Annotated in this window: 20 protein-coding genes; 11 read left to right on the top strand and 9 right to left on the bottom strand. The window is 66.3% G+C overall.

The window, feature by feature from the left end; all coding sequences use genetic code 11:
- Positions 1–27: 27 nt before the first annotated feature.
- Both J3A72_RS20530 and typA read right to left on the bottom strand, forming a co-directional pair.
- Positions 28–495, bottom strand: a complete 468-nt coding sequence (locus J3A72_RS20530) for a DUF2127 domain-containing protein (protein WP_032955872.1) — start codon at positions 493–495, stop codon at positions 28–30.
- Positions 496–505: 10 nt separating this feature from the next.
- Positions 506–2,353, bottom strand: a complete 1,848-nt coding sequence (typA, locus tag J3A72_RS20525; protein ID WP_014646062.1) for a translational GTPase TypA — start codon at positions 2,351–2,353, stop codon at positions 506–508.
- 273 nt (positions 2,354–2,626) lie between these two features.
- Between typA and J3A72_RS20520 the strand changes: the two genes are divergently transcribed.
- The 6 genes from J3A72_RS20520 (at position 2,627) to J3A72_RS20495 (ending at position 9,444) form a co-directional block, all read left to right on the top strand.
- Entirely contained in the window at positions 2,627–3,118 is a 492-nt protein-coding gene (locus tag J3A72_RS20520) for a peptidylprolyl isomerase (protein ID WP_005408225.1), read from the top strand.
- A 118-nt stretch (positions 3,119–3,236) separates the two neighbouring features.
- Entirely contained in the window at positions 3,237–4,223 is a 987-nt protein-coding gene (locus J3A72_RS20515; RefSeq protein WP_004153634.1) for a malate dehydrogenase, read from the top strand.
- 194 nt (positions 4,224–4,417) lie between these two features.
- A complete protein-coding gene (locus J3A72_RS20510; RefSeq protein WP_032955877.1) occupies positions 4,418–5,032 on the top strand; it encodes an RluA family pseudouridine synthase in 615 nt (204 codons plus the stop codon).
- A 710-nt stretch (positions 5,033–5,742) separates the two neighbouring features.
- Positions 5,743–7,623 carry a propionate--CoA ligase gene (gene prpE / locus J3A72_RS20505; protein WP_075076717.1) on the top strand — a complete coding sequence of 627 codons (1,881 nt, stop codon included), beginning with the start codon at positions 5,743–5,745 and terminating at the stop codon, positions 7,621–7,623.
- A 215-nt stretch (positions 7,624–7,838) separates the two neighbouring features.
- Positions 7,839–8,342, top strand: a complete 504-nt coding sequence (locus J3A72_RS20500; protein ID WP_046429081.1) for a hypothetical protein — start codon at positions 7,839–7,841, stop codon at positions 8,340–8,342.
- A gap of 46 nt (positions 8,343–8,388) precedes the next feature.
- Positions 8,389–9,444 (top strand): suppressor of fused domain protein, encoded by a 1,056-nt coding sequence (locus J3A72_RS20495; protein ID WP_049406569.1) that lies wholly within the window; start codon positions 8,389–8,391, stop codon positions 9,442–9,444.
- Positions 9,445–9,563: 119 nt separating this feature from the next.
- Here J3A72_RS20495 and J3A72_RS20490 read toward each other — a convergent pair whose 3' ends face one another.
- From J3A72_RS20490 to J3A72_RS20470, 5 genes are all read right to left on the bottom strand, one after another.
- Positions 9,564–10,175, bottom strand: a complete 612-nt coding sequence (locus J3A72_RS20490; RefSeq protein ID WP_075076716.1) for a glutathione S-transferase N-terminal domain-containing protein — start codon at positions 10,173–10,175, stop codon at positions 9,564–9,566.
- 84 nt (positions 10,176–10,259) lie between these two features.
- Positions 10,260–10,718: a cell wall hydrolase gene (locus J3A72_RS20485; protein ID WP_004154513.1), complete on the bottom strand. Its 459-nt coding sequence runs from the start codon at positions 10,716–10,718 to the stop codon at positions 10,260–10,262.
- A 297-nt stretch (positions 10,719–11,015) separates the two neighbouring features.
- Entirely contained in the window at positions 11,016–13,046 is a 2,031-nt protein-coding gene (locus J3A72_RS20480) for an NADPH-dependent 2,4-dienoyl-CoA reductase (RefSeq protein ID WP_075076715.1), read from the bottom strand.
- A gap of 220 nt (positions 13,047–13,266) precedes the next feature.
- A complete protein-coding gene (locus tag J3A72_RS20475; protein ID WP_014646070.1) occupies positions 13,267–13,896 on the bottom strand; it encodes a membrane protein in 630 nt (209 codons plus the stop codon).
- Between the two features lie 195 nt (positions 13,897–14,091).
- Positions 14,092–15,111 carry a zinc-binding alcohol dehydrogenase family protein gene (locus tag J3A72_RS20470; protein ID WP_075076714.1) on the bottom strand — a complete coding sequence of 340 codons (1,020 nt, stop codon included), beginning with the start codon at positions 15,109–15,111 and terminating at the stop codon, positions 14,092–14,094.
- A 357-nt stretch (positions 15,112–15,468) separates the two neighbouring features.
- Here J3A72_RS20470 and J3A72_RS20465 point away from each other — a divergent pair, with 357 nt between their 5' ends.
- The 4 genes from J3A72_RS20465 to J3A72_RS20450 all read left to right on the top strand — a co-directional run bounded on the left by J3A72_RS20465 (position 15,469) and on the right by J3A72_RS20450 (position 18,533).
- Positions 15,469–16,560: an OmpA family protein gene (locus J3A72_RS20465; protein WP_014646072.1), complete on the top strand. Its 1,092-nt coding sequence runs from the start codon at positions 15,469–15,471 to the stop codon at positions 16,558–16,560.
- A gap of 218 nt (positions 16,561–16,778) precedes the next feature.
- On the top strand, positions 16,779–17,285 hold the full coding sequence (locus J3A72_RS20460) for a hypothetical protein (protein ID WP_014646073.1): 507 nt from the start codon (positions 16,779–16,781) through the stop codon (positions 17,283–17,285).
- Positions 17,286–17,389: 104 nt separating this feature from the next.
- Positions 17,390–18,112 carry a pseudouridine synthase gene (locus J3A72_RS20455; protein ID WP_069118504.1) on the top strand — a complete coding sequence of 241 codons (723 nt, stop codon included), beginning with the start codon at positions 17,390–17,392 and terminating at the stop codon, positions 18,110–18,112.
- A gap of 85 nt (positions 18,113–18,197) precedes the next feature.
- The gene (locus tag J3A72_RS20450; RefSeq protein WP_075076713.1) at positions 18,198–18,533 is read left to right on the top strand and encodes a hypothetical protein; all 336 of its coding nucleotides are present in this window, start codon (positions 18,198–18,200) and stop codon (positions 18,531–18,533) included.
- A gap of 161 nt (positions 18,534–18,694) precedes the next feature.
- Here the strand turns inward: J3A72_RS20450 and kbl are convergent, their stop codons facing one another.
- Positions 18,695–19,903, bottom strand: a complete 1,209-nt coding sequence (gene kbl / locus J3A72_RS20445; protein ID WP_041863091.1) for a glycine C-acetyltransferase — start codon at positions 19,901–19,903, stop codon at positions 18,695–18,697.
- A 201-nt stretch (positions 19,904–20,104) separates the two neighbouring features.
- On the opposite strand from kbl, the gene J3A72_RS20440 reads away from it, so the two are divergent.
- Positions 20,105–20,800 carry a TorF family putative porin gene (locus J3A72_RS20440; protein ID WP_075076712.1) on the top strand — a complete coding sequence of 232 codons (696 nt, stop codon included), beginning with the start codon at positions 20,105–20,107 and terminating at the stop codon, positions 20,798–20,800.
- Positions 20,801–20,984: 184 nt separating this feature from the next.
- Here the strand turns inward: J3A72_RS20440 and tdh are convergent, their stop codons facing one another.
- On the bottom strand, positions 20,985–22,007 hold the full coding sequence (gene tdh / locus J3A72_RS20435; RefSeq protein ID WP_032955954.1) for an L-threonine 3-dehydrogenase: 1,023 nt from the start codon (positions 22,005–22,007) through the stop codon (positions 20,985–20,987).
- Between the last annotated feature and the right edge of the window lie 101 nt (positions 22,008–22,108).

Below are 22,108 nucleotides of genomic sequence, written 5' to 3'. Positions count from 1 at the left end.
GGCTCCAATCCCCAGTGTAGCCGGTGCTCAGCGGTGGCGCTTGCGCAGGTCGCGGGCGAGGACGTAGACCACGATCAGGTTGATCGCCAGGATCGTCCACGATGGCCAGCCGGGATGGCGGATGATCGCGAAGATGTCGAAAGGCAGGTACAGGGAGGCGGTCAGGCAGCCCAGCCAGGAGGCCCAGGCCTTGGCCCGCCACAGGCCCCAGGCTTCGACCAGGTGCAGCAGGCCGTAGCCGATCATCCCCGCCGCGGCCAGGTGGACCGCGTCGGGGCTGATCATGTGCAGCAGCGAGGGCAGGGTGCCATGGTCCGGATCCAGGCTGAAACGCCGGATCAGGACCATGATGCCGTGCCGCAGCGGCTGCGGTCCGAGCACTTCCAGCCCGGTGGCGGCCAACAGCGCCAGCATCGCCTTGCTCGCTTCGAGCAGGGCGATGACGTGGAGGCCCGGATGCCGGTGCGGATCCGGGTTGTAGCCGCTCTGGTCCACGGGTGCTGGCTCAGCCGCCGCGCGAAGCCTTCTTGCGGTCGCTTTCGGTCAGGAACTTCTTGCGCAGACGGATCTCCTTGGGGGTGATCTCGACCAGCTCGTCGTCTTCGATGAAGTCCAGGGCCTGTTCCAGCGAGTACTTGATCGCCGGGGTCAGCTGGATCGCGTCGTCCTTGCCCGAAGCGCGCATGTTGGTCAGCGGCTTGGTCTTGATCGCGTTGACGGTCAGATCGTTGTCCTTGGAGTGGATGCCGACCAGCTGGCCTTCATACACGTTGTCGCCTTCGGCAGCGAAGAGCTTGCCGCGCTCCTGCAGCGGACCCAGCGAGTAGGCGGGAGTGACGCCCGGCGCATTGGCGATCATCACGCCGTTGATGCGCTTGGCGATCGCGCCCTGTTCCTTCGGGCCGTAATGGTCGAACACGTGGAACAGCAGGCCCGAACCCTGGGTCAGGGTCTTGAACTCGTTCTGGAAACCGATCAGGCCACGGGCCGGGATCTGGTATTCCAGGCGCACACGGCCCTTGCCGTCCGGTTCCATGTTCTTCAGCTGGCCCTTGCGGGTACCCAGCTTTTCCATCACGCCGCCCTGGTGGATTTCTTCGATGTCCACCACCAGCTGCTCGATCGGCTCCATCATCTGGCCGTCGATTTCCTTGATGATCACTTCCGGGCGCGACACCGCCAGCTCGTAGCCTTCACGGCGCATGTTCTCGATCAGCACCGACAGGTGCAGTTCGCCGCGGCCGGAGACCAGGAACTTGTCGGCGTCTTCCAGCTGTTCGACCTTCAGTGCCACGTTGTGGACCTGCTCGCGGTCCAGGCGGTCCTTGATCTGGCGGCTGGTCAGGAACTTGCCACCGGACAGGTCCTTGTTGCCGGCGAACGGCGAGTTGTTGACCTGGAAGGTCATCGAGATGGTCGGCTCGTCGACGGTCAGCGCCGGCAGGGCTTCGGGGGTATCCGGGTGGCACAGGGTGTCGGAGATGGTCAGCTCCGGAATGCCGGAGATGGCCACGATGTCACCGGCCTCGGCCGTCTCCTGCTCGATGCGCTCCAGGCCCAGGAAGCCCAGCACCTGGGCGACCTTGCCGTTGCGCTTCTTGCCTTCACGGTCGATGACGGCGACCTGCATGTTCTTCTTCAGGGTGCCGCGCTGGATGCGGCCGATGCCGATCACGCCCACGAAGTTGTTGTAGTCCAGCTGGCTGATGCGCATCTGGAACGGGCCGTCCGGGTCCACTTCCGGACGCGGGGCGTGCTGCATGATTGCTTCGTACAGCGGGGTCATGTCGCCGTCGCGCACGGTGTCTTCCAGGCCGGCGTAGCCGTTCAGGGCCGAGGCGTAGACGATCGGGAAGTCCAGCTGCTCATTGGTGGCGCCGAGCTTGTCGAACAGGTCGAAGACCTGGTCGATCACCCATTCCGGACGCGCGCCCGGACGGTCGATCTTGTTGACCACGACGATCGGCTTGAAGCCCATCGCGAAGGCCTTCTGGGTGACGAAGCGGGTCTGCGGCATCGGGCCGTCCATCGCATCGACCAGGATCAGCACGGTGTCGACCATCGACAGCACGCGCTCGACCTCGCCACCGAAGTCGGCGTGGCCGGGGGTGTCGACGATGTTGATCCGGTTCTTGATGCCGGTCTTCTTGTCTTCCCAGGTGATGGCGGTGTTCTTGGCCAGGATGGTGATGCCGCGTTCCTTTTCCTGGTCGTTGCTGTCCATCACGCGCTCGGCGAGGACGGTACGCTCGGACAGGGTGCCGGACTGCTTCAGCAGCTGGTCGACCAGGGTGGTCTTGCCATGGTCGACGTGGGCGACGATGGCGATGTTGCGAAGATTTTCGATGGACATACGAAAGGGGGCCAGTCGGCGCCGGATTTGGAAAAAGAAGTCCAACATTATACGTCGAACTTGACGATTCGCGAAAAGGTGGATTTCACGCCTGTCACGGGGCCCATTCAGCTGGGCATCCGCCGCCCCGGCCGGGGCCGCCAGGACCCGGCTGCGCGGCTCCCCGTCCGGGGGCTGAAGCGGGGCGCTTCACCAATGGTCGAAGCCGCCGCCGACACGAGGCGGGTGTAAACTAGGTGGCTAGACGCATTCCCCTTTGCATCAAGGATCTTCATGTCCCTCATCGCCACTTTCGACACCACCCAGGGCCCGATCAAGGTCGAGCTGTTCGCCGACAAGGCACCGCTGACCGTGGCCAACTTCGTGAACCTGGTCAAGCACGGCTTCTATGACGGCCTGATCTTCCACCGCGTTATCGCCGACTTCATGATCCAGGGCGGCTGCCCGCAGGGTCGTGGCACCGGCGGCCCGGGCTACAAGTTCGAAGACGAGAAGAATGGCGTGAAGCACGAGGTCGGCTCGCTGTCGATGGCCAACGCCGGCCCGAACACCAACGGCAGCCAGTTCTTCATCACCCACATCAAGACCGATTGGCTGGACGGCCGCCACACCGTCTTCGGCAAGGTCCTGGAAGGCCAGGCGATCGTCGATTCGGTCAAGCAGGGCGACGTGATCCATTCGATTACCCTGGAAGGCGACGTCGACGCCGTGCTGGCCGCCCAGGCCGACCGCGTCGCGGAGTGGAACAAGCACCTCGCCGCCTGATCCCCCTTCGAAACGGCCACCCACGGGTGGCCGTTTCCCTGTTCCCCGCCGCCCGCCAGGCCTGCGTGGCTCTGCCCGCGGCGTCCCATCAAACGCTTGCAAGCAAGAGGAAACCCCCATGAAAGCACCCGTTCGTGTTGCCGTGACCGGCGCCGCCGGCCAGATCGGTTATGCCCTGCTGTTCCGCATCGCCTCCGGCGAAATGCTGGGCAAGGACCAGCCGGTCATCCTGCAGCTGCTGGAACTGCCGGTCGACAAGGCCCAGGCCGCCCTGAAGGGCGTGATGATGGAGCTGGAAGACTGCGCCTTCCCGCTGCTGGCCGGCATGGTCGGCACCGATGATGCCGAAGTCGCGTTCAAGGACGCCGACATCGCCCTGCTGGTTGGCGCACGTCCGCGTGGCCCGGGCATGGAGCGCAAGGACCTGCTGCTGGAAAACGCCAAGATCTTCACCGCCCAGGGCGCGGCGCTGAACAAGGTCGCCAGCCGTGACGTGAAGGTGCTGGTGGTCGGCAACCCGGCCAACACCAATGCCTACATCGCCATGAAGTCGGCCCCGGACCTGAAGCCGGAAAACTTCACCGCCATGCTGCGCCTGGACCACAACCGCGCGCTGAGCCAGCTGTCGACCAAGCTCGGCAAGCCGGTCGGTGGCATGGAGAAGCTGGTCGTGTGGGGCAACCACAGCCCGACCATGTACCCGGACTACCGTTTCGCCACCGCCGATGGCGCGTCGATCGCCGATGCGATCAACGACCAGGAATGGAACGCCAACACCTTCATCCCGACCGTGGGCAAGCGCGGCGCGGCGATCATCGAAGCCCGTGGCTCGTCCTCGGCCGCTTCGGCCGCCAACGCTGCCATCGACCACGTGCGTGACTGGGTGCTGGGCAGCAACGGCAAGTGGGTCACCATGGGCGTGCCGTCCGACGGTTCCTACGGCATTCCGGAAGGCGTGATCTTCGGCTTCGCAGTGACCACCGAGAACGGCAAGTACACCCTGGTGAAGGATCTGCCGATCGACGACTTCAGCCAGAAGTACATCGACAAGACCCTGGCCGAGCTGGAAGAAGAGCGCGCCGGCGTTGCCCACCTGCTGGGCTGATGCAGGCGGTACCGGCTCGAGCCGGTACCTCTTTCATCGAGGTGGGTGTCGACCGCTGGTCGGTACATTCCCATCGAGGTAGGTACCGACCGTTGGTCGGTACATTTCCATCAAGGTAGGTACCGACCTTGGTCGGTACGCAGAACGGGGAAGCTTCGGCTTCCCCGTTTCTGTTTGGACGGATACGGAGCCGCATGATCCACCTGCATTACATCGACGACGCGCTGCTGGTGGCCGAGAAGCCGGCCGGCCTGCTGTCCGTGCCCGGCCGCGGCGCCGAGAACCAGGATTGCGTGGTCGCGCGCCTGCAGGCGCTGTACCCGGATGCGTTGACCGTGCACCGCCTGGACCAGGTGACCTCCGGCCTGCTGCTGCATGCGCGCGGCAAGGACATGCAGGTGGCGTTGTCGATGCAGTTCGAGCAGCGCCAGGTCGGCAAGCGTTATGAAGCGATCGTGGAGGGGCTGCTTGAAGGCGATGCCGGCGACGTGGACCTGCCACTGATCGTGGACTGGCCAAACCGGCCGAAGCAGATGATCGATCACGAACGCGGCAAGCCGGCGCTGACGCGCTGGCGCGTAATGGCGCGTGATGCCGAAGCGCAGCGCACGCGCGTGGCGCTGGAGCCGGTTACTGGCCGCAGCCATCAACTGCGCCTGCACATGGCCAGTCTCGGCCATCCCATCGTTGGCGATGTGCTGTATGACGCCGCGCCTGCGCAGCGCGTGCATCTGCATGCGCGCAGCCTGCGGTTCACCCACCCGGTGACGGGCGAGGCACTCGCGTTCGAGTCCGCCACTCCGTTCTAGGGGTTCGGCAGGGCTTGCAGCCCTGCACCTGCTACGAACCGGAGCAACGTCAAAGGCCAAGGCGGCGCTGGTCTTCTGCTTGCTGGGCGGGGCGGTGTGGGTTGGCAGGACACGCCGTAAACCCCCCTCCGGGGTCCGGCCCAGCCGCTGGCGGCTGTGCGTTCGGGCGCTTGCAAAGCAGTGCTTCGCAAGCAAAGCGCCCTCACCCAAGGGGGCTCGATGGCGCCATCCATGGCGCCAACGGTCCTGCCAACCCACACCGCCCCACCCCCGACAGATTCCTGCGGCGGTTGGTAACGGCTGTCGCTGTTGGTGTTGGTAGGTGTCGACCTTGGTCGACACGATTTTTCTGTCAGATATCGAATTGAATATTGAATCTGGGGATCCGACCCCGTGCTCCGACAGATCGCGGAAGTCTGTCGAAGGCGGGGTGGGTCCGGTTGCGGGGGCGTGAGCCGCATGGATGCGGCGACCGAGCCTCCATGGACGGATTCACGGTGTCCCCCGCAACCGGACCCACCTCGCCATCCCACGGGAAACCCGCTGTTGCTTCGGCTGTTGCTTCTGAGGTTGCCGGCCAGCGGCCGGCACTACCGCGGGTGCAGGGCGCAGCCCTGCATGAAAACCCCACCCCCTACCAAGGTAGGGCGGCCCGCGCGGCAGCGCCGGACTATCCTCGAACCCATGACTTTGTCTGGGAGGGCTGCGTCATGAACTACGAGGAAACCTACCGTCGCTCGATCGACGAGCCGGAGGCCTTCTGGGGCGAGGAAGCCAAGCGCATCCATTGGCACAAACCGCCGCAGCAGGTACTCGACTACAGCAACCCGCCGTTCCGGCGCTGGTTTGTCGGGGGTGAAACCAATCTCTGCTACAACGCCGTCGACCGCCATCTGGCCGAGCGCGCCGACCAGCTCGCGCTGGTTGCCATTTCCACCGAGACCAGCAGCACCCGCGAGATCACCTATCGCCAGCTGTATCGGGAAGTGAACGACTTCGCTGCCGTGCTCAAGCACCTCGGCGTCGGTCACGGTGACCGTGTGGTGATCTACATGCCGAACATGGCCGAAGCCGTGTTCGCGATGCTGGCCTGCGCGCGCATCGGTGCGGTGCATTCGGTGGTGTTCGGTGGCTTCGCCGCGCACAACCTGGCGCTGCGCATCGACGATGCCAAGCCGAAGCTGCTGATCGCCGCCGATGCCGGCATGCGCGGTGGCAAGCTGATTCCGTACAAGCCGATGGTCGATGCAGCCTGCGCCGAAGCCACGTCGCCACCGCCGCACGTGCTGATCGTGTCGCGCGGACTGGATGCCGCCGAACCACGCGTGCCGGGCCGCGATGTGGAGTACGCCGCGCTGCGTGCGCAGATCGGTGAGGTCGACGTGCCGGTGCAGTGGCTGGAATCGAGCGAGCCGAGCTACCTGTTGTATACCTCGGGCACCACCGGCAAGCCGAAGGGCGTGCAGCGCGATGTCGGCGGCTACGCGGTGGCGATGGCACAGTCGATGGAAACCGTGTTCGACTGCAGGCCGGGGCAGGTGATGTTCTCCACGTCCGATGTCGGCTGGGCGGTAGGCCATTCCTACAGTGTGTACGGCCCGCTGATCGGCGGCTGCACCTCGCTGCTGTACGAAGGGCTGCCGACCAACCCGGACCCGGGCATCTGGTGGGCGCTGTGCGAGCAGTACAACGTGCGCACGATGTTCTCGTCCCCCACTGCCATCCGCGTGCTGAAGAAGCACGATGCGGACTTCATCCATCGCCACGACCTGCGCGCGCTGAAATACCTGTTCCTGGCCGGCGAGCCGCTGGACGAACCGACCGCGCACTGGATCAGCGAAGCGCTCGGCAAGCCGATCATCGACAACTACTGGCAGACCGAGACCGGCTGGCCGGCGCTGACCCTGCTGCCGGGCCTGGAGATGAAGCCGGTGCGCTTCGGTTCGCCGGGCTTCCCCAACCTCGGCTACCGGATGAAGGTGATCGACGAGAACACCGGCGAGGAAGTCGCACCGGGGCAGAAGGGGGTGCTGGTGGTGTCGCCACCGTTGCCGCCGGGCTGCATGAGCACGGTGTGGAACGACGACAACCGTTTCCTGCAGAGCTACTTCAGCCACTTCAAGGAACTGCTGTACAGCTCGCTGGACTGGGCAATCCGCGACGACGATGGCTACACCTTCATCCTCGGCCGTACCGATGATGTGATCAACGTGGCCGGGCACCGGCTGGGCACGCGCGAGATCGAAGAGGCCATTTCGAGCCACCCGCGCGTGGCCGAGGCTGCCGTGATCGGGGTCAAGGACGAATTGAAGGGGCAGGTGCCGCTGGTGTTCGTCACCCTCAAGCAGGGCCTGGATGGCGAGGATCCGGCGCAAGTGGTGGCCGAGATGATGGCCACGGTGACCACCTCGCTCGGCGCAGTGGCCCGCCCGGCGCACGTGCACGTGGTCAACGCGCTGCCCAAGACCCGTTCGGGCAAGCTGCTGCGGCGCTCGTTGCAGGCGCTGGCCGAGCAGCGCGACCCGGGTGACCTGTCGACGCTGGACGACCCCGGCGCGCTGGAGGAGATCCGCCGGGCGCTGGGCCGTTGATCCGGTCGTGCCGGCCACTGGCCGGCACCCCCATCCACCCCGAGGTTGCCGGCCAGCGGCCGGCACTACCCGCAGTACTTGCGCTAAGCTCGGCCTGTCATCGACCTGCAATACGCGGCTCGCGCCGGGGAACGCGCGTGCCGTCCGGAGATGGCAACACAGGGGGCGTGCCCGCGAGGGCGCGCCGGCATTGCGCATCGAGCGAGGGGGAGGCAATGGCATTGCTGCACGCCAAGACGGCTGCTGGCCGTCAGGAAATCGAAGACCGTAGCCGGCGCCTGCCGGCGGCACTGCGTTCGATTCTGCTGATGGTCGATGGCCATCGCAACGACACCGAACTGCGTGGCCTGTTCGAAGGCCTGCGGGCACCACCGGACGCGCTGGAGCAATTGTCAGCACAGGGCCTGATCGAAGTGATCGGCGGAAGCGCAGAGGTGGCGCCGGCGCGCGGCATCAGCACCGGGCGCGAACAGGACCCGGCGCTGTACCAGCAGTTGTACGACGCGATGAGCGAGGCGGTGCGCCGCCACCTGGGCCTGAAGGGCTACTTCATGCAGTTGAAGATCGAACGCTGCACCGATGCGCTGGCGCTGGAGCGCTTGTGCCCGGAGTTGCTGGCGGCGGTGGGCAAGGCGCGCAGCCCGGCATTGGCGCAGCGCTGGTGGCAGGAAACCCAGTCGGCGGTGCTGAACGCTGGCAGTGAGGTCGTGCAGGCCTGAGCCACCGCGTAAAGTGATCGGTTCACTTCCCTACAAGGAGTCCCGCGTGCAGGACGACCACGACGACACCGACACCCCAGGCTGGGACGCGATCAATGCGGCGCTGGCGCCGCTGTATGCCGGCCAGGAGCCGCGCCACTTCGGCACCGCGCTTCCGTACACGCTCGGTGGCCAGGATCCACTGGATGGCATCAGCGTGTACTGGGCGGATGCGCCGGTACCGCACTGGCATTACATCACCTACGGCTTCTCCGAGCTGTACGCCAAGGAGAGCAGTGATGCAGATGCCAGCGGTTATGGCTTCGAGCTGACCTTCCGTCTGGCTGCCGAGGCCGGTGAGAACGCCGGCAGCACCCCGCCGGTGTGGCCGATGAACCTGCTGCAGAACCTGGCGCGTTACGTGTTCGGCAGTGGGAACGTGTTCGAGGATGGCCATCACCTCAACGCCAACGGTCCGATCGCGCTGGAGACTGGCACGCGGCTGTGCCATCTGGCCTTCATTGCGGACCCGCAGTTGCCGGCGCGGGACACGGCCAACGGCCATCTGCAGTTCCTGCAGTTGGTCGGATTGACCGATGAGGAGATGGAGGCGGTCAAGCGCTGGTCGACGCGTGGCGTGCTGCAGGCGCTGCTGCCGGCGATGCCGCTGTGGATCAGCGATCTGCATCGCGACAACCTGCTGGAGGACCCTGCGCTGGCACAGCGGGTGCAGGCCGGCAGCGAACGCGAGGGTTCCAGCACCGGCATGCTGTTCATCGAGACCCTGGACTGGCGGCAGGAGGCGGGCGTCACCACGCTGGTGCTCGGCGCCGGTCAGGTCGCCAGCGTGTGCGAACTGTTGCCGCTGCGCCTGCGCCACGGCAAATCGCTGGAACTGGCCAGCCGCGAGCGGCAGTGGGAGTTCATCGCGCATGGGGGCGGTGAAGCGGCGGACGTATCCGCCGACAGCGCGCGCTGGTCACTGGACGAGGCGGGCCTGCAGGCCCTGGCAGGGGTGCGCGCCGAGCGCGGGGTTTACCCGGTGGCGGGGGCGCTGCGCATCGAAGTGGTGCCGACCTACCTGCGCGATGCCAAGGGGGAAGTGATCCGCCAGATCGGCTGATCGCGCGAATGATATCGAGGGGTCGGAGCCGCCTGCTGCGCAGGCGGATCCGACCCCGTCTGGTGGCCGGTGGGGTCAGATCCGTCCGCCACGCGAACGGCTCTGACCCCTGACCAAGGTCAGGCCAGGCCTTCGGCCTTCAGCGCGGCCTGCACGCCGGCATCGGCATCCATGCGTGCCTTGTAGGCGGCCAGATTGTCCAGGCCCGACAGGTCGACCTTGGTGCCGGCGGCCCAGCGCAGGGTGATGTAGAAGTACGGGTCGGCGAAGCTGCGGAAGCCGGCCAGCCAGGGCTTGTCGGCCAGCTGCCTGTCAGCGGTCTCGAACAGGCCACGCAGGCGCTTGCGCGCGGCGGCGCGGATCGCGTCGTACTGGCCTTCGTCGGCAATGAACTTGCCCGGCGCGAACAGCGGCGAGAAGGCCGGGTGCACGTCGGAATTGACGAACGCCAGCCAGCGGGTGGCTTCGGCGCGCTGGCGCGGGCTGCCGTCACCGCCGAGGCCGGCCTGCGGGAAGCTGTCGGCGATGTAGCCCATGATCGCGGCGTTCTGCAGCAGCACGAAGTCGCCGTCGACCAGCGCGGGCACCGCACCGGCCGGATTGATCTTGAGGAATTCCGGACCCTTCAGGGTGTCCTTGTTCAGCAGTTCAACCTCGAACGGCTGGCCGGTCCACTGCAGGGCGATGTGGTCGGCGGTGGAACAGGCACCGGGCTTGCTGTACAGCTTCATGGGAACTCCAGGTGATGCGGGCGGGAAACGCCCACTATCCCAGAGCCTGCCGGCAGGCGGCAACGCTGCCGCCGGCACGGATCGTTACGACTGCCGCGGCTTGAGGTTCTGTACCTTATAGAAGGTGTGATCGCCGATGGTGGCCACCTGGTAGGCATTGCGCCAGTTCGGGCTGGCGATGGACAGCGCGGCGAAGTGGCTGGCACCGGGCACGATCTCGCGGCGCTCGCCGGCCGGCAGCGCCCAGTTGCGCTCGGCGTCGAAGGCCACGTTCATTGCCTCGCTCCAGGCCGCGTCGTTGCCCAACTGGGTGCCGGGGGAGACGATGGTCGGTGCGAACTGCTTGCGCGCGGTGACCACCTGGCACATCGAGTCGCCCCACAGGCCACTGTCGAGCCGGCGCAGTGCGACCTCGGCGACGGCCTGCTGGCCGCGCAGGGTCTGGTCGCGGGCTTCCAGGTAAACGGTGGTGCTCAAACACAGTGAATCAGCGGCCGGCTGCGGCAACAACTGCGACAGCCAGAGAATCCAGGCCAGTTTCATATAACTCCTTGCTCCGTATGGGCCGCACCCTCCGGTTCCGGCCGCAGGGCGACAGGAGGCGGGGTACGACTTGGCGTCATGGGGAGGCGGCCATCGGGGCCGCCCCGTTGGGCAGCCCCAAAAGAAACGACCAGTACCGATCGTGGGGCTGCGCCGGCTCACCGGAAACTGGCTGGTGAGCGGAAAGATGGCGCAAGGTAGGGGGGCGTAGCCGAACGCATCGTGAACCGCTCGGCTTGACATTCAGGTTCAATGAGGGTGACGGAAATCACATTCCGCCCCCCATTCAGGCGCTCATCAGAGCCCGGCGGCAACCCGGCTGCCCTGGTCGATGGCGCGCTTGGCGTCGAGTTCTGCGGCCACGTCGGCACCGCCGATCAGCTGCGCGTTGATGCCGGCCGCCTGCAGTTCGGCCTGCAGCGCGCGGTTGGGTTCCTGCCCGGCGCAGATCACCACATGGTCGACCGGCAGCAGCTGTTCGCTGCCGTCCACGCGGATGCGCAGGCCCGCGTCGTCCAGGCCGAGGTACTCGACGCCACCGAGCATGCGCACGCCCTTGGCCTTCAGCGTGGCGCGATGGATCCAGCCGGTGGTCTTGCCCAGGCGCGCGCCGGGCTTGCCCGGGCTGCGCTGCAGCAGCCACAGCCGGCGCGGCGAGGTTTCAACCTCCGGCCTGGCCAGTGAGCCGCGGGCCTCGAAGGTGCTGTCCACGCCCCATTCGGCCATCCAGCGCTGCGGGTCGAGGGAGGGGGACTCGCCGGCGTGACTGAGGAATTCGCCGACATCGAAGCCGATGCCGCCGGCGCCGATGATCGCCGCACTGGCGCCCACTTCGACCCGGCCCAGCAGCACGTCCAGGTAGCTGACCACCTTGGCGTGATCGGCACCGGGGAAATCGACCTTGCGCGGGGTGATGCCGGTGGCCAGCACCACCTCGTCGAAGCCGGTCAGCTGGGCGGCATCGGCGCGGGTGCCGAGGCGCAGCTGCACACCGGTTTCGGCCAGTTTGTGGCGGAAGTAGCGCAGGGTCTCGTGGAACTCTTCCTTGCCGGGGATGCGCTTGGCCACGTTGAACTGGCCGCCGATCTCATCATTGGCGTCGAACAGGGTGACCTGGTGGCCACGCTGGGCAGCGACGGTGGCACAGGCCAGGCCGGCGGGGCCGGCACCGACCACCGCAACCTTCTTCGGCGCAGCGGTGGGGCGATAGACCAGCTCGGTCTCGTGCGCGGCGCGCGGATTGACCAGGCAGCTGGCCAGCTTGTTCTCGAACACGTGGTCCAGGCAGGCCTGGTTGCAGGCGATGCACGTGTTGATCGCCTCCGCGCGGCCGGCACGGGCCTTGTTCGGCCACTGCGGGTCGGCCAGCAGCGGGCGTGCCAGCGACACCATGTCGGCGCCGCCAGCGGCGAGGATGCGCTCGGCGACGTCGGGCATGTTGATGCGGTTGGTCGCCACCAGCGGCACCTTCACATGCGGCTTGAGCTTGGCGGTGACCCCGGCGAAGGCAGCACGCGGCACCGAGGTGGCGATGGTCGGAATGCGCGCTTCGTGCCAGCCGATGCCGGAATTGATAATCGTTGCGCCGGCCGCCTCGATGGCCTGCGCCTGCTGCACGATTTCTTCCCAGCTGCTGCCGTCGTCGACCAGATCCACCAGCGACAGGCGATAGATGATGATGAAGTCCGGGCCGCAGGCCTCGCGGATGCGGCGTACGATCTCGACCGCGAAGCGCATGCGTTGGCGCGCGTCGCCGCCCCAGGCATCGGTGCGCTTGTTGGTGCGCGGGGCGATGAATTCGTTGATGAGGTAGCCCTCCGAACCCATCACTTCCACGCCGTCGTAGCCGGCCTCGCGGGCCAGCTTGGCGCTGCGTGCGTAATCGGCGATATGCCGGTCGACGCCGCTGGCCGACAACGCGCGCGGGGTGAACGGGTTGATCGGTGCCTTCAGCTTCGACGGTGCCACCGACAACGGGTGATAGGCGTAACGGCCTGCATGCAGCAGCTGCAGGCAGATCTTCGCGCCGTGCTGGTGCGCGGCGGCGGTGAGCTGGCGGTGCGGCCGCACTTCCCAGGGCCAGGACAGCTTGCCGCCGAACGGCTTCAGCCAGCCGACCACATTCGGTGCGAAGCCGCCGGTGACGATCAGGCCGACGCCGCCCTCGGCGCGCTCGGCGAAGTAGGCCGCCAGCCGCGGGAAGTCGCGGGCGCGATCCTCCAGGCCGGTGTGCATCGAGCCCATCAATACGCGGTTGCGCAGTTGGGTGAAGCCCAGGTCCAGCGGGGCGAACAGATGGGGATAGGCGCTTTCGTTGGCTGGCGACATGGTCGATACGCTTGCGTACGGAAGCGCGAAGCGTGCCGCGAAACGGCGGCCGGGGCAAGGGCCGCTGGCCGGGTACGCTCGGCACATGCGTGCTGTCGCTCCCGCGTTTCGCTGCGCGAATCGCGGGCCCCACTTACCGGCCTCCACCCCCCGCGCCTGCGGCGCTGCCCCCGAACTCCGGGGGCGATAGTGCCGGCCGCTGGCCGGCATTCGGGGCAGCTCAGGGTGATTGCGGCTGCCGGGCAGCGGCGGGTACGACCGGGGGGCGGCCGATCCCGAACCAGCCCAGCGTGACGCCGCACAGCGGGCCGATCAGCAGGGCGAAGGCGAGGGTGCCGAGGCCGACATTGCCGCCCAGCCACCAGCCCAGCAGCAATACGCTGCCTTCGATCAGGCTGCGCACCTTCCAGATCGGCCAACCGGTGCGGGCATGCAGGCCAGTCATCAAGCCATCGCGCGGTCCCGGGCCGAGGCGGGCGCCGATGTACAGGCCGGTGGCCAGCGCGACCAGCAGCATGCCTGCACAGAACATCGCCAGCTGCCAGCCCACGCCGATGGCCGGTGGCAGCAGCCACAACCCGAACTGTGCGGAGGGACCGATCAGCATCACGTTGAGCACCGTGCCGACGCCCGGCTTCTGGCGCAGTGGCCACCACAGCAACAGCACCAGTGCGCCGATGACATTGGTCGCCAGCCCGAAGGACAGCGGCGTCTGTGCGGCGATGCCCTGCGACAGCACGTCCCAGGGCGCCACGCCGATGGCGGCACGGATCATCAGCGAGGCACCGAAGCCATACAGGAACAGGCCGGTGATCAGTTGCAGCAGGCGCAGGGGCAGGGCGGTAGGCATGGTGGGCTCGGGGGAGGGGAGATCTGTTTCCACCGTATCCCTGATTTCCTTGAGCCCATAGATACAGATCCCAGCCAATCCGCTGGTACAGGCCGCGCCGATCCTGCAGGCGGGCGGTTGAGCAGGGCCGCGCCCGTGCTCTGCTGGTGGCGGCAGGCGTAGCAGCCTGGCGTGGGCTCGGCCTACATCACGGCGTCAGTTGTCCCAGCCCACCAGCGCCAGCTTGCCCACCGTGTGCCCGCTGGCCAGGCGCTGATGCGCGATGTCCAGGTTGGCCGCATTGATCGTGCCCAGCGTTTCACTGAGCGTGCCACGCAGCTGGCCGGCATCGATCATGCTGGCGGCGCGGCTGAGGATGCGATGCTGTTCGATGCAGTCGGCGGTGGCGAAGCGCGAGCGCGCGAACATGAACTCCCAATGGATGCCGATGCATTTGGCCTTGTACGGATCGCCGATGCGCAGTGCGCCACGCGGCTCCACGATCAGGCCGACATGGCCCTGTGGTGCCAGCAGCTGGCCCAGTTCGTCCCAGTAGTGATCGGTGTCGGCCAGGTTGAGCGCCACCTGCACTGCGTCGATGCCCAGTGCCTGCAGCTGGGGCTGCAGCGGCTGCCGATGGTCGATCACATGCGTGGCCCCCATCTGCCGGCACCAGTCGATCGAGGCCTCGCGCGAGGCGGTGGCGATCACCTCGAAGCCGGCATGGCGGGCCAGCTGGATCGCCATCGAGCCCACGCCTCCCGCACCGCCGATCACCAGCAGGTGCTGGCCGCCATGGCGGCGATCATCCAGGTGCAGCGGCATGCGCTGGAACAACAGCTCCCAGGCGGTCAGCGTGGTCAGGGGTAGTGCGGCGGCTTCGGCGAAATCGAGCGTGCTCGGCTTGCGGGCGACCAGGCGCTCGTCCACCCACTGGTACTGGGCGTTGCAGCCCGGCCGGGTAACGTCACCGGCGAAGTAGACCTCGTCACCAGAGGCGAACAGGCTGGCCTCGTCACCGATGGCTTCGACCACACCGGCGGCGTCCCAGCCGAGCACCCGGGGAACCTGAAGGGTGGCCGGATCGGTAGCGGCCCGCTGCTTGCCATCGACGGGGTTGACCGATACCGCTTCGATCCGCACCAGCAGATCGCGGCCGCGAGGAGGCAGCGGCGGCGGCAGCAGGACATCACGCAGGGCAGGTGCGTATTCACGACTCAGGGCGACGGCTTTCATCACGGCTCCGGCTGGGTTCGTGATCCCATCATAAGGTTCCTCACGTTTCCGCAAACCTGCTGAACCGTGTGATGCAATGTGCTGCGCAGTATGTCGGTTTTCGCGCTTAAACCCCGTCAAACCCTTGCAGCGTGTGGGTCTTGCGGATTTTCATCATCCTGTATAGGGTTTCAACGTCGGACCGGTCGACGGTCGGGCGCAACACTTCACATGTTACGGGACTGTTAACATGGCCTTCACCCGCCTGAGCATAATGTTCGCGGCGGTGGCGTGCTGAATCGGCTGTCGTACATCGACGCACTAGTGCTGGCCCATGCCTCTACCGGTTTCATACCCCCGAAATAGGAGCTGTACTCAATGAACAAGAAGATCCTTACTGCCGCGCTGCTGGGCGGCCTGGCTTTCGCCCAGGCAGCTTCGGCGCAGGAGTTCGATGACCGCTGGTACCTGACCGGTTCGGCCGGCTTCAACTTCCAGGACAGCGACCGTCTGACCAATGACGCTCCGTTCGTGACCCTGGGCCTGGGTAAGTTCATCAGCCCGAACTGGTCGCTGGACGGTGAACTGAACTACCAGAACCCGAACTTCGACAGCAACCAGGACCTGAACTGGTCGCAGTACGGCGTCTCGCTGGACCTGCGTCGCCACTTCATCAAGGAAGGCCGCGGCTGGAACCCGTACATCGTCGGTGGCCTGGGCTACCAGAAGTCGGAAGAAGAGTACGCTGCAATCGACAACAACGGTCCGCGCCAGCGTAAGGACGGCAACGTTGCCGCCAAGCTGGGCGTCGGCCTGCAGACCACCTTCGAGAAGCGTGTTGCTGTCCGCGCCGAAGTGGCCTACCGCGCTGACTTCGACGACCAGAGCATCGCCGCCAAGGACGAGAGCTGGTTCGGCGACGTGCTGGCTTCGGTCGGCGTCGTGATCCCGCTGGGCCCGGCTCCGGTCGCGGCTGCTCCGGCTCCGGCTCCGGTTGCCCCGAGCTGCGCCGACCTGGATGACGACGGTGACGGCGTCAACAACTGCGACGACAAGTGCCCGAACTCGCAGCCGGGTCAGACCATCGGTCCGGACGGTTGCCCGGTTCCGGTCTCCATCGACCTGAAGGGCGTCAACTTCGACTTCGACAAGTCGAACCTGCGTCCGGACGCCGTGGCGATCCTGAGCGAAGCCACCGAGATCCTGAAGCGTTACCCGGATCTGCGCGTTGAAGTTGCCGGTCACACCGACTCGAAGGGTACCGACGCTTACAACCAGAAGCTGTCGGAGCGTCGCGCCACCGCCGTGTACAACTACCTGACCAAGAACGGCGTCGACGCCGGTCGCCTGGTCGGCCCGATCGGCTACGGCGAGAGCCGTCCGATTGCTCCGAACACCAACCCGGATGGTTCGGACAACCCGGAAGGTCGCGCCAAGAACCGTCGTACCGAGCTGAACGTCCAGAACTAAGTTCTGACGCTCTGCCAGTAGGACACAGCAGGACCCGGCTTCGGCCGGGTCTTGTTGTTTCTGCGGTCCGGAACCCGGCGTTTCAGGCGCGGGAGTAACCGTTCGTCGGGATTTTGCCCATAAAACCAATGAGTTGCCGTATTCATTGAAAGTGGCGCTTGAAAGCTGTCGCGGCATTGCTAAACTCGCCGCGTCACTTCCTTTCCTGGATGCCCTTCATGCTGCGCTCTGCATCGGCCGCCTTCCTGGCGCTGGCCCTGGTTCCCGCCGCCCACGCTGCGGTCGATTGCTCGGTCAACACCAGCGCCTCGCCGCTGCCGTTGCCGGCCACGACCATCGCGCCGGTGGCCGACGAGCTCTACATCCGTGGCAACCAGCTGGGCATGCCGGCCGGCGTGCTGAGCAGCAACTACGATCCGTCGCAGTCGCTGGACCAGGTGCTGCAGCGCCTGCGCATCGATGGGTGCCAGAACATCGCCAAGGCCATTCCGAGCGCACCGGCGGTGAAGCCGAACGATCCGGCGGCCTACAAGCCGCAGACCGAATTCGACAACACGCCCTGGCGCTTCGACATGAGCCAGAACGGCAAGCGCATGACCGCCGAAGAGTTCGACGCCTGGATGAAGGCGCGTGGCGTGCGTGTGGTCAAGGCGCGTCCGGCTCCGGCCGCCACTCCGGCTGCGGCCGAAGCACCGGCTGAGACCAAGCCGGTCGACAAGAAGTAAGCGCGGCGGGGAGCAGAGGCTTGCGCACGCGCCGCCCACCTGCTGCCCCCGCTGCCCGCTCCCACGCACCGCGTGGGCGTGCGGTTCCGGATGTCTCCAATGGCGTGCGCCATGGCCTGGCGCGCGTGCTGTCCAAGGCCGGCGTGTGCTCACGCAGCGAGGCCGCGCGCTGGATTGCCGAGGGCCGCGTGCGCGTGTCCGGCCGCATCATCCGTGATCCCGAGTTCCCGATTGCCAGTCCGCACCCGCCGATCGAAGTCGATGGCCGGCCGATGGATGCGCCGCAGCGGCTGTACCTGGTGCTCAACAAGCCGCGCGGCGTGGTGACCACGGCGCAGGACGAGCGTGGTCGCGACACGGTGTATCGCTGCTTCGATGGTGCCGGCCTGCCGTGGATCGCGCCGGTCGGGCGCCTGGACAAGGCCAGCGAAGGGCTGTTGTTGTTCAGCAACGATCCGCAGTGGGCGGCGCGCCTGACCGATCCGGAGACCGGCCCGCAGAAGACCTATCACGTGCAGGTGGATCGTCTTCCCGATGAGGACACCCTGGCCGCGCTGCGCGCCGGTGTCGAGGACGAGGGCGAGTTCCTCGTCGCCCAGGCCGTGCGCGTACTGCGCAGTGGCGACAAGACCGCATGGCTGGAGGTGGTCCTCGACGAGGGACGCAACCGCCATATCCGCCGCCTGTTGGCGGCCTTCGACCTGCAGGTACTGCGCCTGGTCCGGGTCGCGATCGGTGGGCTGCTGCTCGGCGATCTCGGCAAGGGGCAATGGCGGGTGCTGGAGGTCAGCGACCAGCAGCGGCTGGGGGCCGCTGCACCGGGCTGATCATCGCCCGCGGCCGGCAGTTGCCGGCCACCGTTCCAGGCGTAGGGGGCGCCTGGTTGCTGAATTTCCCGAACGGAGCCTGCCCATGTACCACCCGACCCTCAACCAAACCCTGCGCTGCGCAGGCCTGCTGCTGCCGATGGTGCTGCTGGCCGCCTGTGGCGGCCACAAGAAGGTGGCCAAGGCGGAAACGCCTGCCGAGACCCCGGTGGTGGAAGTGAAGACCCCGGAGCTGGATGGTCGCGGCAGTTACCGCTTCCTGATGAGCACCGGCGACAAGAAGATGACCGCCGATGAGTTCGATGCCTGGATGAAGGCCAACGGCATCCGCGTTGCCAAGGGCAACGGCCAGGACGCCGCCGCCAAGCCGGTAGTGGTGGCCAGCAAGGAAGAGCCGAAGGGCAAGAAGAAAAAGAAGTGACGCCTGGCGGTGCCGACCCTGGCCGGCACGCCCTCAGGCCACGGCGGGTGCCGACCGTGGTCGGCAGCCATCCAGCCCGGTAGGTGCCGACCTTGGTCGGCACGCTTTGACCAGCGGGGTCAGGGCCTTTTCCGCAGGAAAGGGATCCGACCCCGGCATGATCAGCCCTTGACCACGCCCAGTTCGACACCAATGCGGGTGAACGCATCGATCGCGCGATCCAGGTGCTCGCGGCTGTGCGCGGCGCTGATCTGGGTCCGGATGCGGGCCTGGCCCTTGGGCACCACCGGGAAGAAGAAGCCGATCGCGTAGATGCCTTCTTCCAGCAGGCGCTCGGCGAATTTCTGCGCCAACGGTGCGTCATACAGCATTACCGGGCTGATCGGATGCACGCCCGGCTTCACGTCGAAACCGGCGGCGGTCATCTTCTCGCGGAAGTAGGCGGTGTTCTCGGCCAGCGTGCTGCGAAGGTCGTCAGCGGCAGCCAGCATTTCGAACGCCTTGATGCCGGCGGCCACCACATGCGGCGGCAGCGAGTTGGAGAACAGGTACGGGCGCGAGCGCTGGCGCAGCAGTTCGATCACCTCGGCGCTGGCGCAGGTGAAGCCGCCCAGCGCGCCGCCCATGGCCTTGCCCAGAGTGCCGGTGATGATGTCGATCTTCTCCAGCACGCCCTTGACCTCGGCCGAACCACGGCCGGTAGCGCCAAGGAAGCCGGTGGCGTGGCATTCGTCGATGTGTACCAGCGCGTTGTACTTCTTCGCCAGCGCGGTGATCTCGTCCAGCGGCGCGATGAAGCCGTCCATCGAGAATACGCCATCGGTGGTGATCAGCTTGGTCTTGCAGCCTGCGGCATCGGCGGCCTGCAGCTGCGCTTCCAGATCGGCCATGTCGCAGTTGGCGTAGCGGAAGCGCTTGGCCTTGCACAGGCGCACGCCGTCGATGATCGAAGCATGGTTCAGCGCGTCGGAAATGATCGCGTCGTTCTCGCCGAGCAGCGGCTCGAACAGGCCACCGTTGGCATCGAAGCAGGCCGCGTACAGGATGGTGTCCTGCTTGCCGAAGAAATCGGCGATCTGCTTCTCCAGCTGCTTGTGCAGGTCCTGGGTGCCGCAGATGAAGCGCACCGAGGCCATGCCGAAGCCGTGGGTATCCAGTGCGTCCTTGGCGGCCTGGATCAGGTCCGGATGGTCGGCCAGGCCCAGGTAGTTGTTGGCACAGAAGTTCAGCACCTTGCGGCCGTCGTCGAGGGTGATCTCGGCCGATTGCGGGCTGGTGATGATCCGCTCGGACTTGAACAGGCCCTGGGCGCGGATGGCGTCCAGTTCCTCGGCGTAGTGGCGGGTCAGGGCGGAGGAGACGTCGGTCATGGCGTGGGCACGGCTCTGAACGGGGAAACCGCTGATTCTACCGGGCATCGCCGGTCATCAACCGGGCTGGATGGGGCATCGCCATGGGCAGCGCATGTTGCATCGCAATAGCAAAGTGGTTAAGAATTCGTGAACCGGAGCTGTCGCGCTCCGGCCGCTCCCGCCTTCCACGCCACGCCACCGCCCCCACCGGAGACGCTCATGAAGCACGCCCGTGCCTGCCTCGCCATTGCCGCTGCCCTGACCCTGGCCGCCCCGTTCGCCGCCAGCGCGCAGGAGAACGAATCGCCGTACAGCTGGAATGTCACCGCCGTTTCCGACTACCTGTTCCGTGGCGTGTCGCAGACCGGCGAGAAGCCGACCCTGCAGGCGGGCTTCACCTACACCTCGCCGGTGGGCCTGTATGCCGGTGTCTGGGGTTCGGGCGTGGACTTCGGTCCGGGCGATCCGAACACCGAGATCGACTACCAGATCGGCTACGGCGTGGACGTCACTTCGCGCGTCAACTTCGACGTGCTGCTGAACCGTTACACCTACCTCGGTGCCAGCCACCAGAACTACAACGAGCTGGTGACCACCACCACGCTTGACGACACCTACAAGCTGACCGTGGCCTACACCAACGACCAGTGGAACAGCGGCACCGATGGCTGGTACTACGGCTTGGGCGGCAGCTGGGGCCTGCCGAAGGACTTCACGCTGAATGCCAACGTCGGTCGCAGCACCTTCGAGGACGGCATCGCCAAGGACTATACCGACTGGAACGTCGGCGTCAGCCGCCAGTTCGGCCTGTTCAACGTCGGCCTGGGCTACTACGGCACCGACGGCAATGGACGCGAGAACTCGGGCAAGCTGGCCCACAGCCGGGTGCTGCTGACCGTGGCCGTGGGCAAGTAACGCCGCAGGCGTTACGGTAGGTGCCAAGCTTGCCTGGCACGCATTGCGAAAAAGGCGCCCATCCGGCGCCTTCTTCAGTTCCGCGGTGTTCTTGATCCCATCTGGGGAAGAGCCCCTTGTTGTTCAAGGGGGCGCGCCAAAGGCGCGGGGATAAGGAAACATGCGGGGGAATTGACCCTTCGGGTCAGTTCCAGCTGAGCACGACCTTGCCGGCCTTGCCTTCTTCCATCAGGTCGAAGCCCTTCTGGAACTCGTCGATCGGCAGCTGGTGGGTCATCACCTTGCCGAGCGGGAAGCCGGACAGCACCAGCTGGGTCATCTTGTACCAGGTCTCGTACATCTTGCGGCCGTAGATGCCCTGCACGGTCAGGCCCTTGAAGATGATCTTGTCCCAGTCGCAGCCGGCGCCCTTGGGCATGATGCCGAGCATGGCGATCTTGCCGCCGTGGTACATGCAGTCGAGCATGTCGTTGAACGCGCGCGGGTTGCCGCTCATTTCCAGGCCCACGTCGAAGCCCTCCATGTGCAGCTCCTTCATCACGTCCTTCAGCGACTGGTTGGCGACGTTGACCACGCGGGTGGCGCCCATGTCGGCAGCCAGCTTCAGGCGGAAGTCGTTGACGTCGGTCACCACCACGTTGCGCGCACCGATGTGCTTGCAGATGCCGGCGGCGATGATGCCGATCGGACCGGCGCCGGTGATCAGCACGTCTTCGCCGATCACGTCGAATTCCAGCGCGCAGTGTGCGGCATTGCCGTACGGGTCGAAGAACGCGGCCAGTTCCGACGGGATCTGGTCCGGAATCGGCCACAGGTTGCTGGCCGGCATCACCATGTATTCGGCGAAGGCGCCGTTGACGTTGACGCCGATGCCGACGGTGTTCGGGCACAGGTGCGGGCGGCCGCCACGGCAGTTGCGGCAATGGCCGCAGACGATGTGACCTTCGGCCGAGACGCGCTGGCCGATCTCATAGCCGGTCACCGCCGAACCGAGCGCGGCAATGCGGCCGACGAACTCATGGCCGATGGTCAGGCCCGGCTTGATGGTGCGCTGGCTCCACTCGTCCCACAGGTAGATGTGCAGGTCGGTGCCGCAGATCGCGGTCTTTTCCAGCTTGATCAGGACCTCGTTCGGGCCTGGGGTCGGCACCGGAACTTCTTCCAGCCAGATGCCCTTGGCCGCTTCGCGCTTGACCAGGGCCTTCATCGTTTGCTGCGCCATCGGGTGGAACTCATCAGGGGGAAAGCGCGGATTATAGGGTGCCGCGCGGATTTCCCATGTTGCGCTGCGGGTGCAATGGCGGAACG

The organism is Stenotrophomonas sp. PvP093 (genome assembly GCF_017876915.1).
Taxonomy (GTDB): domain Bacteria; phylum Pseudomonadota; class Gammaproteobacteria; order Xanthomonadales; family Xanthomonadaceae; genus Stenotrophomonas; species Stenotrophomonas muris.
This window is presented reverse-complemented; position numbering and strand designations above follow the sequence as displayed.

Excerpts from the sequence above, each read along its gene's own strand:
- typA (WP_014646062.1), bottom strand. The coding sequence starts at position 2,353 with ATGTCCATCGAAAATCTTCGCAACATCGCCATCGTCGCCCACGTCGAC.
- J3A72_RS20520 (WP_005408225.1), top strand. The coding sequence starts at position 2,627 with ATGTCCCTCATCGCCACTTTCGACACCACCCAGGGCCCGATCAAGGTC.
- J3A72_RS20515 (WP_004153634.1), top strand. The coding sequence starts at position 3,237 with ATGAAAGCACCCGTTCGTGTTGCCGTGACCGGCGCCGCCGGCCAGATC.
- J3A72_RS20510 (WP_032955877.1), top strand. The coding sequence starts at position 4,418 with ATGATCCACCTGCATTACATCGACGACGCGCTGCTGGTGGCCGAGAAG.
- prpE (WP_075076717.1), top strand. The coding sequence starts at position 5,743 with ATGAACTACGAGGAAACCTACCGTCGCTCGATCGACGAGCCGGAGGCC.
- J3A72_RS20500 (WP_046429081.1), top strand. The coding sequence starts at position 7,839 with ATGGCATTGCTGCACGCCAAGACGGCTGCTGGCCGTCAGGAAATCGAA.
- J3A72_RS20490 (WP_075076716.1), bottom strand. The coding sequence starts at position 10,175 with ATGAAGCTGTACAGCAAGCCCGGTGCCTGTTCCACCGCCGACCACATC.
- J3A72_RS20485 (WP_004154513.1), bottom strand. The coding sequence starts at position 10,718 with ATGAAACTGGCCTGGATTCTCTGGCTGTCGCAGTTGTTGCCGCAGCCG.
- J3A72_RS20480 (WP_075076715.1), bottom strand. The coding sequence starts at position 13,046 with ATGTCGCCAGCCAACGAAAGCGCCTATCCCCATCTGTTCGCCCCGCTG.
- J3A72_RS20475 (WP_014646070.1), bottom strand. The coding sequence starts at position 13,896 with ATGCCTACCGCCCTGCCCCTGCGCCTGCTGCAACTGATCACCGGCCTG.
- J3A72_RS20470 (WP_075076714.1), bottom strand. The coding sequence starts at position 15,111 with ATGAAAGCCGTCGCCCTGAGTCGTGAATACGCACCTGCCCTGCGTGAT.
- J3A72_RS20465 (WP_014646072.1), top strand. The coding sequence starts at position 15,469 with ATGAACAAGAAGATCCTTACTGCCGCGCTGCTGGGCGGCCTGGCTTTC.
- J3A72_RS20460 (WP_014646073.1), top strand. The coding sequence starts at position 16,779 with ATGCTGCGCTCTGCATCGGCCGCCTTCCTGGCGCTGGCCCTGGTTCCC.
- J3A72_RS20450 (WP_075076713.1), top strand. The coding sequence starts at position 18,198 with ATGTACCACCCGACCCTCAACCAAACCCTGCGCTGCGCAGGCCTGCTG.
- kbl (WP_041863091.1), bottom strand. The coding sequence starts at position 19,903 with ATGACCGACGTCTCCTCCGCCCTGACCCGCCACTACGCCGAGGAACTG.
- J3A72_RS20440 (WP_075076712.1), top strand. The coding sequence starts at position 20,105 with ATGAAGCACGCCCGTGCCTGCCTCGCCATTGCCGCTGCCCTGACCCTG.
- tdh (WP_032955954.1), bottom strand. The coding sequence starts at position 22,007 with ATGAAGGCCCTGGTCAAGCGCGAAGCGGCCAAGGGCATCTGGCTGGAA.